Source organism: Providencia sp. PROV201 (assembly GCF_028479545.1).
Classification (GTDB): domain Bacteria; phylum Pseudomonadota; class Gammaproteobacteria; order Enterobacterales; family Enterobacteriaceae; genus Providencia; species Providencia huaxiensis.
In genome coordinates, this window is record NZ_JAMPNW010000011.1 from 107947 (window position 1) to 122101 (window position 14155).

At 39.3% G+C, this 14155-nt stretch carries 15 protein-coding genes; 3 read left to right on the forward strand and 12 right to left on the reverse strand.

Translation table 11 applies throughout. From position 1 onward, the window contains the following. Positions 1-52 precede the first annotated feature (52 nt). Positions 53-700 carry a leucine efflux protein LeuE gene (leuE, locus tag PR809_RS11220; RefSeq protein ID WP_166267570.1) on the reverse strand — a complete coding sequence of 216 codons (648 nt, stop codon included), beginning with the start codon at positions 698-700 and terminating at the stop codon, positions 53-55. Positions 701-884: 184 nt separating this feature from the next. Here leuE and PR809_RS11225 point away from each other — a divergent pair, with 184 nt between their 5' ends. Next, positions 885-1334 carry an XRE family transcriptional regulator gene (locus tag PR809_RS11225; protein ID WP_102137513.1) on the forward strand — a complete coding sequence of 150 codons (450 nt, stop codon included), beginning with the start codon at positions 885-887 and terminating at the stop codon, positions 1332-1334. A 538-nt stretch (positions 1335-1872) separates the two neighbouring features. After that, positions 1873-2133, forward strand: a complete 261-nt coding sequence (locus tag PR809_RS11230; RefSeq protein ID WP_036959019.1) for a YfhL family 4Fe-4S dicluster ferredoxin — start codon at positions 1873-1875, stop codon at positions 2131-2133. An 88-nt stretch (positions 2134-2221) separates the two neighbouring features. On the opposite strand, the gene acpS is transcribed toward PR809_RS11230, so the two are convergent. From acpS to rpoE, 11 genes are all read right to left on the reverse strand, one after another. After that, entirely contained in the window at positions 2222-2608 is a 387-nt protein-coding gene (gene acpS / locus PR809_RS11235; RefSeq protein WP_102137512.1) for a holo-ACP synthase, read from the reverse strand. Beyond that, entirely contained in the window at positions 2608-3339 is a 732-nt protein-coding gene (pdxJ, locus tag PR809_RS11240) for a pyridoxine 5'-phosphate synthase (protein ID WP_102137511.1), read from the reverse strand. Before pdxJ ends, acpS begins: the two co-directional genes overlap by 1 nt. Before the next feature lie 287 nt (positions 3340-3626). Then, positions 3627-4355: a DNA repair protein RecO gene (gene recO / locus PR809_RS11245; protein ID WP_102137510.1), complete on the reverse strand. Its 729-nt coding sequence runs from the start codon at positions 4353-4355 to the stop codon at positions 3627-3629. A gap of 11 nt (positions 4356-4366) precedes the next feature. Next, positions 4367-5275: a GTPase Era gene (era, locus tag PR809_RS11250; protein ID WP_166267572.1), complete on the reverse strand. Its 909-nt coding sequence runs from the start codon at positions 5273-5275 to the stop codon at positions 4367-4369. Then, on the reverse strand, positions 5272-5952 hold the full coding sequence (gene rnc / locus PR809_RS11255; protein ID WP_102137508.1) for a ribonuclease III: 681 nt from the start codon (positions 5950-5952) through the stop codon (positions 5272-5274). The genes era and rnc overlap by 4 nt, the downstream gene beginning before the upstream one ends. A 301-nt stretch (positions 5953-6253) precedes the next feature. Then, entirely contained in the window at positions 6254-7219 is a 966-nt protein-coding gene (lepB, locus tag PR809_RS11260; RefSeq protein WP_102137507.1) for a signal peptidase I, read from the reverse strand. A 17-nt stretch (positions 7220-7236) separates the two neighbouring features. Next, on the reverse strand, positions 7237-9030 hold the full coding sequence (gene lepA, locus PR809_RS11265) for a translation elongation factor 4 (RefSeq protein ID WP_102137794.1): 1794 nt from the start codon (positions 9028-9030) through the stop codon (positions 7237-7239). Positions 9031-9449: 419 nt separating this feature from the next. Then, on the reverse strand, positions 9450-9914 hold the full coding sequence (gene rseC, locus PR809_RS11270; RefSeq protein WP_102137506.1) for a SoxR-reducing system protein RseC: 465 nt from the start codon (positions 9912-9914) through the stop codon (positions 9450-9452). A 3-nt stretch (positions 9915-9917) separates the two neighbouring features. Beyond that, positions 9918-10868 (reverse strand): sigma-E factor regulatory protein RseB, encoded by a 951-nt coding sequence (rseB, locus tag PR809_RS11275; protein WP_102137505.1) that lies wholly within the window; start codon positions 10866-10868, stop codon positions 9918-9920. Further along, the gene (gene rseA, locus PR809_RS11280) at positions 10868-11491 is read right to left on the reverse strand and encodes an anti-sigma-E factor RseA (protein WP_102137504.1); all 624 of its coding nucleotides are present in this window, start codon (positions 11489-11491) and stop codon (positions 10868-10870) included. The genes rseB and rseA overlap by 1 nt, the downstream gene beginning before the upstream one ends. A gap of 58 nt (positions 11492-11549) precedes the next feature. Next, positions 11550-12128, reverse strand: a complete 579-nt coding sequence (gene rpoE / locus PR809_RS11285) for an RNA polymerase sigma factor RpoE (RefSeq protein WP_166267576.1) — start codon at positions 12126-12128, stop codon at positions 11550-11552. 394 nt (positions 12129-12522) lie between these two features. Here rpoE and nadB point away from each other — a divergent pair, with 394 nt between their 5' ends. After that, on the forward strand, positions 12523-14118 hold the full coding sequence (gene nadB, locus PR809_RS11290) for an L-aspartate oxidase (RefSeq protein WP_206276822.1): 1596 nt from the start codon (positions 12523-12525) through the stop codon (positions 14116-14118). The last annotated feature ends 37 nt before the right edge of the window (positions 14119-14155 follow it).

Consider the following 14155-nt stretch of genomic DNA (forward strand, 5'->3'; position numbering starts at 1 on the left):
GTTAGAGTGACCGCAATTAAAATGCTTTTGCCTCTATAATAACAGCCTAATTTTAATTACTAAAAATCGCTAATTTAGCGGCAAAACCCATAAAGAAAGCACCTACCGTACAATTTCCAAGCTTTGCAAGGAGTTGTTTTTCACGTAAAAAACGCGCTATCAAGTAACCACTAAAAATCAATAAGCTTAAGTATAAAAAACTAACTAATTCTAAGATCGTCGCGAGTACAAGGTAGGGCACCCATGCATGAGAGTAATTAAAATCAACAAATTGAATGAAGAAAGAGATATAAAATAAAATAGCTTTCGGGTTTGTTAAGCTAAGTACAAGGGCACGAGTAAAATGTTTTTCTGTTTTAATTGAGATAACGTCAATGCCGTCTTGACTCGATTTTTTACGCATAAAGGTGCTATATAAAATCTTACCGCCTAAATATAGCAGATAAGCCGCACCTAAATAGCGCACTATCATAAATAGCGTTGGAGATGCTTTTATCACTGACGCGACACCGATAAATGATAGGAAAATTAATATCGCATCCCCAGTAAATACCCCTAGCGCAGCCCGATAACCAAACCGTGTGCCGCTCGATGTACTTGTTTTTAATACATATAATGAATTAGGCCCTGGTACGATAATGATTAGTACAAGCCCTGCCAAATAAGTCCAGAAGTTAAGAACGCCAAGATTTTCGAACATATTGTTAACCCTTTATCTTTTTTATTATTTCTATCATAACTTTCAATCTTTGTGAATGTTTATTCTATTAATTAGATATATGAAATGAACTAATAATAAAGATTATTTTAAATCTAACTTATTTATTTATGATAACTAGGCAATCACATTATTATTCATTATTAACATTAGAAGGAATAAATATATGGCTATCATTAGACGATTAGTACAAGATGGTTCATTTGAAGAGTTTTACCCAACAACAATGACGTTCAGTGCTGCAAAGCGTAATTATTTTTTAGGTCACTCAAAAGATAAAACTTACGTTGTATATTCTATGGCTGAAAATGGTAAAATTGACCCAAATGCTCCAGCTCAAAAAGGAAAATTAAGATCCTACCTTGGTAACATTCAAGCATTTTATGATACGGTAGAGAATAAACAATATTTATATGGATATAATTTAAGCGAAAAAATTGTCGAGTTATATGAAATCGACGATAAAGCAGGTATAAAACTACTCTATGTTGATGAATTTACTGTTGGAAGTACGATTCAATCAGCAACTCTGTTTATCGCTAATGGGCTTATTCATATATTTAGTCAAGCTGAAAAAGATAAAAGCTGGAGAACTCATAGCTATAGTATCATATAATATCAGCCTTATATTTTATGAAAATTTAAATTAGTTTCCAAGGGGCACTATGCCCCTTATTTAAAATAACTAATTTTAAATTATGTTTTTATAAAAAATAAATAAAAATATTAATCATAAAAATATAAATTTATCAGCGTAAAAACTCTATCATGAGTAATTAATTTAAAATAATAAATTTTATTTCACACATCTAAATTCAATTTTTTAGTACAAGTCTAGTTATATCCTCATCTAAGCTTACATTATTATTATATTCTAATTTACTGATTATTGTAAAATCAGAAGGTAACTATCCAGGTATCACTCAAATAACAGAAAAGACTGCCAACATCTTGATGTAACAAAAATTGAACGCAAAAAACATAAATTTATCGTTTAAATGATATAAAGCATCTACATTATGATTTGTTGTTACTTTTTTCGAACTTTAAAGGTAAAATACACGACATAAAAATATAAAAACCAAACGAAAGTAACGAATAGGTGCAAGGTATAAGTTACTAGTTTTTAACTTAATACAATGTAAATCACTGATATGTCTTTATTAATTACAAAACGCTGTATCAATTGCGATATGTGCGAACCTGAGTGCCCAAATGATGCAATTTTTATGGGCGATGAAATTTATGAAATTGACTCAACTCTATGTACTGAATGTGTAGGCCATTACGACAAACCTACTTGCCAGTCCGTATGCCCAATTACTAATACGATCATCACTGATCCGCAACATATCGAAACTGAAGAACAGCTTTGGGATAAGTTTGTCGCCATTCACCATGCGGATAAAATTTAGGCTTAACTTCACTTTGTTTTCAATTATTCGCCTAGTTACCCCTAAATGCTGCCAGTAACTCTTACTGGCAGCTCAATATGACATCGGTTTAAGAATTACTTTCTATGATAACTGTCGCAGATGCATAGTGCCGCTCATCGGTAATAGAAACATGGCAATGCGTGACTCTTAACCGATTTGCTAGTGCCAATGCTTCTCCTGTTAGGCTTAGTAATGGTTTCCCCAATTTATCATTGCTGACTTCAAATTGGTTAAATGCTAAGCCATTACGGATCCCAGTGCCTAATGCTTTAGCTGCTGCTTCTTTCACTGCAAACCGTTTGGCTAAAAAGCGAGCTGGCTTTGACTGTTGTTGATATTGAACTAACTCAGTCTCCGTTAAGATCCTTTTTGCTAAGCTATCACCCGTTCGTTCAAGAACAGACTCAATACGTGCAATTTCAACAATATCCGTTCCCAATCCAACAATTGCCATTATTTGCGTGCTTCTAATAAGATTTTTTTCATGTCAGCAACGGCTTGAGCCAACCCACTAAATAAAGCTCGACCAATAATTGCATGGCCAATATTAAGCTCATAAATTTCAGGCAACTGCGCAATGCGTTGAACGTTATGGTATGTTAAGCCGTGACCTGCATTGACTTTAATGCCTTTACTTGCTGCGTACACGACGCCATCACGAATACGACGAAATTCTAACTCTTGCTCTTGTTCTGACTTCGCATCAGCATAAGCTCCAGTGTGAATTTCAATAAATGGTGCGCCACACGCTTGAGCAGCATCAATTTGTTGATGATCCGCATCAATGAATAATGAAACAAGAATACCCGCGTCAGTTAGACGTTTTACAGCATCAGCCACTTTTTGCTTTTGGCCCGCAACATCTAAACCACCTTCAGTAGTGACTTCTTCACGCTTTTCTGGCACTAAACAGCAAAAAGTTGGTTTGATACGGCATGCAATTTCAACCATTTCCTCAGTTACTGCCATTTCAAGATTCATACGCGTTTGAATAGTTTCATTCAACAAAGCGATGTCTCTATCTGTAATATGGCGACGGTCCTCGCGTAAGTGCACTGTAATACCGTCAGCTCCGGCTTGCTCCGCAACAAATGCAGCTTGTACAGGGTCTGGATATTGAGTTCCTCTTGCATTTCTAACCGTTGCAATATGGTCGATATTTACGCCTAACAAAAGCTCTGCCATTTTTTATTCCCCATTAATAAACGCTAATAAACTTATCTACCCACTATCCTACTGTAATTTTCTCTGTTGAGGGAATAAATCTCTCACCATTCGAAGCAAATTCCAATCCGCACGCTCTGTTTCAGTATTTGAACTTTATTTTTGCGAAGCGCTTCGTAAGATTTTATATCGGCAAAAAATTTGCGTTGTCTGATTACGCTAATTCAGCTAAAAAGACACATGAGAAAAGGATATATGCTAGTAATAACGGCGTGACAAATTAGATAAAAATAAAATTAAAAACAGTTTTAACTCTGTTTGTTATGTTCAACGGGTGAATAAGTAAACTGACGAAATAATTCTCGACTTTTTAATGGCTTACCACCTAAATAGGGTTTTAATGCCAGCCGGGTAAAACGTTTTGCTGCTTTAAGCGTATCTGTGTCAGGGAATTCTCGACTCGCCAATGCTTTCAGTTGTTTACCCGTAAAACTAAGTTGGTCAACAACCAAACTGCCAATGAACCCCTTTTCTTCTCTATACCGGTAAGTCATTGTGTCAGAAACAGGTTCCCCGCTACCAGCACAATGTAAAAAATCAACACCATAACCAAGGTAAGAAAGCAAAGCTAGTTCAAATCGACGCAATGCAAACTCGGGAGTGTGCTCACTTGCAGCCAGAATTTGTAAGCAGGAGAGGTAATCAAAAAATAGTGCGGAATATGGTGTACCAAACTCTAATACACGCGCGGTTAATTCATTAAGGTATAAACCGCTATATAGAACGGTACCTGTTAAAGGGAGGGCTAAAGATACGGGATCAGCATTAATTAAGGTTTTGATTTCACCTTTGCCACCCCAACGGATAAGCAAAGGTGTAAAGGGCTGTAAACAGCCCCTCAATGGTGAGCGATTACGGCGAGCGCCTTTTGCAAGTAAACGTATTTTTCCTTCACCTTCAGTAAAAAAATCGAGCAGTAAACTCGTCTCACTGTAAGGCCTTGAATGGAGTACAAACGCACGCTGCCAACCACTCACTTTGCCACCTACTATTTTAGGTCGTCAACATAACCTAGGCTGCGTAATGCTCTTTCGTCATCAGCCCAACCAGATTTAACCTTAACCCAAAGCTCAAGGTGAACCTTGTTATCAAACATTCTTTCCATATCGATACGCGCTTCGGTACCAATAGTTTTCAGTTTGCTACCTTTGTTACCAATAACCATTTTCTTTTGGCCTTCACGCTCAACAAGAATTAAGCCATTGATATGGTAAATACCCGCATCTGTTACTTTAAATTGTTCAATTTCAACTGTAACTGAGTATGGCAGTTCGTCACCTAAGAAACGCATGAGCTTTTCTCGGATAATTTCTGATGCCATAAAACGCTGCGAACGGTCAGTAATATAGTCTTCTGGAAAATGGTGCACTGCTTCAGGGATATGCTGTTTTACAATCTTAGCAATGGTATCAACACCTACACCTTTTTCTGCACTGATAGGAACAACATCCAAGAAATTCATTTTCTGGCTGATCATACCAATATGAGGAAGTAAAACCGTTTTATCAGTGACGTTGTCAATCTTATTAATCGCTAAGATCACAGGGCAGCGTAAGCTAGATAGCTTGGTCAGTACCATCTCATCATCAGCGGTCCAATTAGTCCCTTCAACAACAAAAATAACTAACTCAACATCGCCGATTGAACTGGATGCAGCGCGGTTCATTAAACGGTTAATTGCACGTTTTTCTTCAATATGAAGTCCTGGGGTATCAACATAAATAATTTGGTAATTATCTTCTGTATGGATCCCCATAATACGATGGCGAGTCGTCTGTGGCTTTCTCGATGTAATCGAAACTTTTTGCCCCAGTAATTGATTCAATAATGTCGATTTACCGACATTTGGCCGTCCAACTATGGCGACGAAACCACAGTGGGATTGTAATTCACTCATTCAAGCTCCAAAATTTTCAATGCTTGTTCTGCTGCTGCTTGCTCCGCTTTACGACGGCTTGAACCAACGCCATTAATCGGTTGGTCAATACCACTGACTTGACAGTGGATCGTAAATTCTTGATCGTGAGCTTCACCCTTAACCTGAACAACCAAATAATTAGGTAGTGGTAAATGGCGCCCTTGCAGATATTCTTGTAACCTTGTTTTCGGGTCTTTTTGTTTATCACCCGGACTGATCTCAACCAGTCTACTTTGATACCAATCTAAAATAATTCTTTCGATCGTTTGGATATCACTATCTAAAAAAATACCACCGATCAGTGCTTCAACAGTATCAGCAAGGATAGATTCGCGACGAAAACCACCGCTTTTTAATTCCCCCGGCCCTAAACGTAAACATTCACCGAGTTCAAATTCACGTGCGATTTCTGCTAATGTATTTCCGCGTACAAGCGTTGCTCGCATGCGACTCATATCCCCCTCGTCTACCTTTGGAAAACGATGGTATAAGTCATTTGCAATCACAAAACTTAAAATCGAGTCACCTAAAAATTCTAGACGCTCATTATGTTTGCTGCTTGCACTTCTATGTGTTAATGCTTGGATTAATAATTCGTTCTGTTTGAATTGATAACCAAGCTTACGCTGTAATCTTTCTAATAAAGAGGGGTTCATGTGCGCCCAACCATTTTTATTTGATAAAAAAGCACACGCAACAGACCTGTAAAATGTCCCATTTTACAAAACTGTTGCGTTTGCACTGACACCTTATTTTCCCACATTTTTTGCAGCTCAGTGGAACTAATTATAAAAAACCATTAGTTACAATAAGTTAAAATAGGTGAGTTAATAATTGAGGAGCCAATAATATTAATTAATTTATATTGTACACTGGGTAAAACAATAATGCTTCGGATAATGCGGATTTTCAAACGAAAACCCGCATTTTCAATATTTAGCTAACCGACTAATCAAATTATAGTGGACCAATTCGACTAAAGCGTACACCCGTCGGCCATTCGTTTTCTTGCTTATCTAAACTTAACCAAATAAATACCGCACGACCAACTAAATTTTCTTCCGGTACAAAGCCCCACATGCGGCTGTCAGAGCTATTATCTCTGTTATCACCCATCATAAAGTAGTGCTTTTCAGGAACAATCCATTCATTCTTCGGCATACCTGGTTGCAAATATTTTGCTTCAGTAATCGCTTGGCGAATAATAAGAATTTGATGCTCTACGGTATCTAATTTTTCGCTGCGCTCATACTGACGTAGTGCATTTCTTGGCAATGCTTGATCTAACGGAACTTCATAATTCCCTTTTTGGTTATCAACAACAGAACCGATATCAAGGAACATTGTCCACTCACTCGGGGCTAGAGGACCATAAACAATTGGCAGTTTCTCTGTGCACTTGTTGTCAGCACAATTAGGGTAAATTGTTAGCTCTTTAGCATCCGGGTTATAAACAATTTTATCTCCCGGTAGACCAATAACACGCTTCACAAAATCCACGTTAGTATCTTTCGGATATTTAAATACCGCGATATCACCACGCTTTGGCTTACCCGTTTCGACTAGTGTCGTTTGGGTAATTGGATCTTTTAGCCCATAAGCAAATTTCTCAACCAACATAAAGTCACCAACTAACAATGTTGGCATCATTGACCCTGAAGGTATTTGAAATGGCTCATAAATAAATGAGCGCACAATCAATACAATCGCTAACACAGGGAAAATAGACGACCCTGTTTCAAGCCAAGATGGACGGCGGACAGCATTTGCCACATCCGCTTCACTCACTGCGCCATTCGCTGCATCCTGTAACTGCTTGAGTTTTGCTTTACGCGCAGGTGCAAATTTAAACTTGTCTAAACACCATATAATCCCTGTGATTAATGTTGCCAGTGTTAGGATCAAGGCAAAGGTGTTCGCCATTGAGGCTCCTTGTAAACTTAGTCTTTACCAACGTGCAATATAGCAAGGAACGCTTCTTGTGGTAGCTCAACGTTACCAACTTGCTTCATACGTTTCTTACCATCCTTTTGCTTCTGCAACAGTTTTTTCTTACGGCTAACGTCACCACCATAACACTTGGCGAGTACGTTTTTACGCAATTGTTTAACTGTAGAACGAGCAATAATGTGGTTACCAATCGCTGCTTGGATCGCAATATCGAACTGCTGACGCGGGATCAACTCTTTCATTTTTTCAACCAGTTCACGGCCGCGATATTGAGAATTCGCACGGTGAGTGATCAAGGCCAGAGCATCTACACGCTCATTGTTAATAAGAACATCAACACGCACCATGTCTGATGTCTGGAAGCGTTTAAATGCATAATCTAAAGATGCATACCCACGAGATGTTGATTTTAAGCGATCAAAGAAATCCAATACCACTTCTGCCATTGGGATTTCGTAAGTCAGCGATACTTGATTACCATGATAGACCATATTGGTCTGAACGCCACGTTTCTCAATACAAAGTGTAATAACGTTACCTAAATATTCTTTAGGCATCAGCATGTGGCACTCTGCGATTGGTTCGCGTAATTCTTCAATATTGTTCAATGCTGGTAGCTTAGATGGGCTATCAACATACACAATATCACCGTTGGTCTGCTGCACTTCATATACTACAGTCGGTGCAGTGGTAATCAAATCAAGGTCATATTCACGTTCTAAACGCTCTTGAATGATTTCCATGTGCAGTAAGCCAAGGAAACCACAACGGAAACCGAAGCCTAGCGCTGTCGAGGTTTCCGGTTCATAGAATAAAGAGGCGTCATTTAGACTTAACTTACCTAATGCATCACGAAATGATTCATAATCATCAGAACTTACGGGGAATAAACCCGCATAAACCTGTGGTTTAACCTTTTTAAAACCAGGTAATGCTTTATCTGCTGGATTACGAGCGCCAGTTAACGTATCCCCAACTGGGGCGCCGGTGATATCTTTAATCGCACAAACTAACCAGCCCACTTCGCCACAACTCAAAGCATCACGGTCAATTTGCTTCGGTGTGAAAATACCAAGACGGTCTGCGTTATACACTTGCCCTGTGCTCATGACTTTAATTTTATCGCCTTTTTTCAATGTTCCGTTCTTAATACGGATCAATGAAACAACGCCTAAATAGTTATCAAACCATGAGTCAATAATCAGTGCTTGTAAAGGTGCATCTACATCCCCAATAGGCGGTGGGATCTCTTTAACGAGGCGCTCAATCACATCTTGAACACCAATACCTGTTTTTGCAGAGCAGCGAACTGCATCATGTGCGTCAAGACCAACAATATCTTCTATCTCATCGGCAACACGCTCAGGATCGGCAGCGGGTAAATCAATTTTATTTAAAACCGGAACAACTTCTAAGTCCATTTCGATAGCGGTATAGCAGTTTGCCAAGGTTTGAGCTTCAACACCTTGCCCTGCATCAACCACCAGCAAAGCACCTTCACAGGCTGCTAATGAACGAGATACTTCATAAGAGAAGTCAACGTGACCCGGTGTATCAATGAAGTTTAATTGGTAAGTTTCACCATCTGAAGCTTTATAATCAAGCGTCACGCTCTGTGCTTTAATGGTGATCCCACGCTCACGCTCTAAGTCCATCGAGTCTAAAACTTGTGCCGCCATTTCGCGGTCGGTTAAACCACCACAAATTTGAATAATGCGGTCTGACAAGGTCGACTTACCGTGGTCGATATGAGCAATGATGGAAAAGTTTCTTATATTATTGATTTTCAAGGTAATATCTTCTTTTAAATTGCCTTACAAAATCAGCTTTGTGCAAATATCGCAACAAAACTAAAATGCTATGATTATCACAAGATTGTTAATTAGCTGCATTTTACATATAAGAACCCGCTAACACAAAGATTCAATGTAAAACAACTGTAAACCTGCATCAGGTTAATAGGTTAGTTGCCGTAATTCATCATTAATACGACCCACATCAACCACTTTTATAGCCATAACCAATCTATTGTAATTTCTAACTCAAAACTGACAAAATATGTTAATGACTTGATTTGTCATAATACTATATCTGTCATAATACTATTTGCCTGCTAACTAACTCTCATCCACAAAAAAGGGAAACATATGTTCCCCTTCTATTGATAATATCAAATTAACCTTCTAACTCAACATATTGAAATTTAGCAATTAATTTGCACTGAAAGCTCGTTTGGAGGTAACCCAATCTGTAAAACGACGGGTTGAAAAGCTTCATCATCACGCCAATTTGATGCAAGTCTACGCGCGACATAAAAACCAATAATACCACCAATTACACCTGAAATCGCTATCCAGAACTGTTCAAAATCAAACGCCTGCGCTAAGCCAGCAAAAATAAATAACCCCAAAATAGGCGTTAGATAAACTAATAGCGCTGAACGAATCAAACTTCCTTCAGGAATACCGACTTCAATTTTTTGTCCTTCAACTAGCGGTTGCTCAATCGCAATTTCTAATTCATGTTCCGTATTTGGCCCTATTTTGCTTAAAGCATAAGAACCGCAGGTTTTACGAGCACCACAACTGCCACACCCGGACGAAGAACCATAGCGCAATAAAGCCCTACCGTTTTGCCAACGGACTACTGTTGCCCACTCTTTTACCATAATTTACTCCCGAAACTGAATACTACCTGCGACCACTTGTGCTGTTGCTAACGGTAATTCACCGATGATAGTGATAACATTTTGCTTTTGCGTCATGGTGTAAATAGTCCGACGCCCATTTTGAAGCGGTTGGTCAAGTAACGGGCCTTTAGTCGATTTTGTCACATTTACAGAAAAGGTAAATAAACCATCACTAAACATTGCGGTTTCTACCACGTCATCTTCAGCTAATTTTCGCGAAGAGCGGGATATTTCTTCAAAACCAGGTGGTAACATGCCAACTTGCCACTTAAAGGAAGGATTTCCATTTTTAGGGGAAATCAATAATGGCGGCATATTTACCTTACTTAACGCAAGTAATGAATCCTTAACTGTTTGGCTATCTAGCACCGTCGAGATCACACGAAATTGTTCTAATGTTTGGCTATTATTATCGAGAAGGTCGATGCGTAATGGCAATTTCGTTTCTTCGTCGATCAATACTACATAGTTAAACCGAGAATTGTCTTTCGATATTATGCGAATTACTAATGCTGGCCTATCGCCAATGTGGGTACGCCCAGCATCAATAAAATTATAATAAGGTTTAATCTGTTGATAATTGGCAAAAACTACTGATGGTAAATTATCAACTATATATTTACCACTTAAGCTAAATGCATCAAAACCAGGTTCAAAGTAGCTGATACTATTGCCTTTTTGAACAATTTCACGACGCGATGAGTCCATTTGGATCATTTGTGAAACAGGCTCACCATTAATAATTGCGTGGCGGTAACGTACTGGTGTTATTGATTGCGGACTGAATGTCATATAAGACATTTCATAAGAAAGGTTCTGGGCAGCATTTCCCATTTCTTTAAAAAGAACATCGGCATCTAGTTCAGATGCCGAAGCTTGATTAGAAATAATCAGGCTGCCCGTCAGGCAGATGACGGATAACCATTTGTTCATTATTGCAATTTAACTCCTGCTGAAGACGCAGGTTGTGCAGACTCTTGATATTGCTGGTTAAGCATCGAGCGTCTTTCAATTTCATATTGTTGAAGCATCGCATTAATGCGTTGATTTTGCTGTTCAACTTGTTGAATTTGCTGCTCATTACCAAATAATTGGTTATCTGAGATATTCAAGCTAACTGGCGCCCCACTACCAACAGGGATCGTGTTGAACATTGGCTCGTCAACAGGAGAGTCAACAGCACTACTTTGGTTATATTGTTGAACACCAACAATCACGGCCAAAGATACACAAGCTGCAACACCAATTTGAGTTAACTGGCTCGCCCAAGGACGAATTTTGCCCCAGAATGGGAAAGCCCCCCAAGTCGCAGGTTCTGGCTGCGATTCGACAACTACCTGAGGATTAATACGCACAGCTTCATTCTCTAATGCTGCCGCAACTTTACTTGCAATATCAAAGTGCATGACTTCACTAGTATCGTTACGCAGAGTATCACGAATAAGATGATAGCTCTCCCAACGTTGTTTTAACGTTGAATCACGTGAAATAGCGTTGACCAGTTCTAAGTCTAGTACTTCGCCATCCATCATTGCGGAAAGTTTCTCTCTTTGCATGCCCAATTACCTTCAGTTAATTGCATCACAATTATATTTAATTGACTGATTTAACATATCAATATTGTTGAATCAGTGGCTGAACTTTATTGTCAATTGCTTCCCTTGCCCTAAAAATTCGAGAACGTACGGTGCCAACTGGGCAATCCATTATTTCTGCGATTTCTTCGTAGCTCAACCCATCTAACTCGCGAAGCGTAATTGCCATTCTAAGATCTTCAGGCAGCGATTCGATGGTTCGGAAAACAACGTTCTTTAATTCATCAGACAACATTAAGTTCTCTGGGTTCGAAATTTCTTTTAAGGCACCTGCGGTTTCAAAGTTTTCTGCATCACTCGCTTCCAAGTCCGACGCAGGTGGGCGTCTATCTTGGGCAACTAAATAATTTTTAGCTGTATTTACCGCAATCCGATAAAGCCAAGTATAAAACGCGCTGTCACCACGAAACGAACCAATGGCACGATAGGCTTTTATAAATGACTCCTGCGCAACGTCAGGCACATCTGCTTGCGGTACATAGCGGGATACTAGGCTCGCGACTTTATGCTGATATTTTATCACCAATAAGTTGAAAGCTTGTTGATCGCCTTTCTGTACCTTTTCAACCAAAATCTGGTCGGTCAGTTGCTCGCTCATTCCAGGAAATATCTCCCGAATTCAGGCCGATAATATGTTAACTTGATCATGTTCTCCCTTCCTAAAGCAAGCACTACTTTGAGTAGTAGAATTCGTTGAAGTTCAATTTAATCTAAAAAAATAGTCAAAAATTTACAAAACTGATAAAAAAATTACTTAGATGATCTTAAAGATCCTTATTAAAACAACTGCCTATAATAATCTTGCAGACTCATATGACAGCATACAGATTTTAAATACGAATGCGATAGCTATCACAGTAAAACCATTTGAATACGTAAATAGCGCTAGGTCAATATACTGTGTCTTAACAGCCATCCACTAATAGCAATAGGGCACTCGATAGGCTAACATAAAAAACTCAATACATACTATTATATACATGCAAACACTTATGAACGGATCCACACAGCATTACACTGATATTTTAATCATTGGGAGTGGTGTCGCAGGACTTTCAGCTGCCTTACGGCTCGCCCCTTTTCATCAAGTGACCATTCTCAGTAAAAGTAGCCTCAGTGAAGGGGCATCTTATTACGCACAAGGCGGTATTGCCGCTGTTTTTGATGACACTGACAGCATCGAATCTCATGTAGAAGACACGCTAATTGCGGGTGCTGGTATCTGCCAGAAAGAAGCGGTTGAGTTTATTGCCTCCAATGCGAAACATTGTGTTCAATGGCTTATAGACCAAGGTGTTTTATTCGATACTGAAATTACCGAGAACGGTGAAACACAGTATCATTTAACACGTGAAGGTGGTCACAGCCATCGTCGGATCCTACATCATGCAGATGCGACAGGAAAAGAAGTTGAAACCACCTTAGTCGACCTCGCTTTTGCCCATCCAAATATTCATATTAAAGAACGTTATAATGCCGTCGACCTTATCCTTTCTAATGAGGTTGAATCACCACGAATTCTAGGCGCTTACGTATGGAACCGCCAAAAAGAACAAGTTGAAACCATTCGAGCGAAAACGATTGTTCTCGCCACAGGTGGAGCGGCTAAAGTTTATCAATATACCACAAACCCAGATATTTCTTCTGGTGATGGCATCGCAATGGCATGGCGAGCTGGCTGCCGTGTTGCTAACCTTGAATTTAATCAATTCCATCCGACTTGTTTGTTTCACCCACAAGCACGTAATTTTTTATTAACTGAAGCATTACGTGGTGAAGGGGCTTACCTCAAGCGCCCTGATGGAAGCCGGTTTATGCCTGATCACGACGATCGTGGGGAACTTGCCCCTCGTGATGTTGTTGCGCGTGCTATTGACCATGAAATGAAGCGTCTTGGGGCTGATTGCATGTATTTAGACATCAGCCATAAGCCTAACGATTTTGTTAAAAATCATTTTCCAACTATTTATGCGAAATTGATGACTTTAGGGCTAGACCTGACCAAAGAGCCTATCCCTATCGTTCCTGCAGCCCATTATACCTGCGGTGGTGTTATTGTAGATGAAGCCGGTATGACTGATATCACGAATCTCTATGCTATTGGCGAAGTTAGCTACACAGGCTTGCACGGTGCAAACCGTATGGCTTCCAATTCGCTATTAGAATGCTTGGTATACGGCTGGGCTGCGGCAGAAAACATTAATAAAACGATCAAACAGATCGATGAAATCCCCTATTTATCTGAATGGGATGAAAGCAGAGTACATAATTCAGATGAACAGGTTGTTATTCAACATAACTGGCATGAATTACGTCTATTCATGTGGGATTATATGGGGATTGTAAGAACCACAAAGCGCCTTGAACGCGCACTGCGTCGCATCCATCTATTGCAGCAAGAAATTCATGACTACTATGCAAATTTCCGTATTTCAAATAACTTACTTGAATTACGTAACTTAGTTCAAGTCGCTGAATTAATGGTTCGTTGTGCATTAGAACGCAAAGAGAGCCGTGGGTTACATTACACCTTAGATTACCCAGAGCCACGTCCTAATTCAGGCCCCACTATTTTACAGCCTGAATAACCAAAACTTTAGCCGGCCCTTAGTGCCGGCTTTAGTA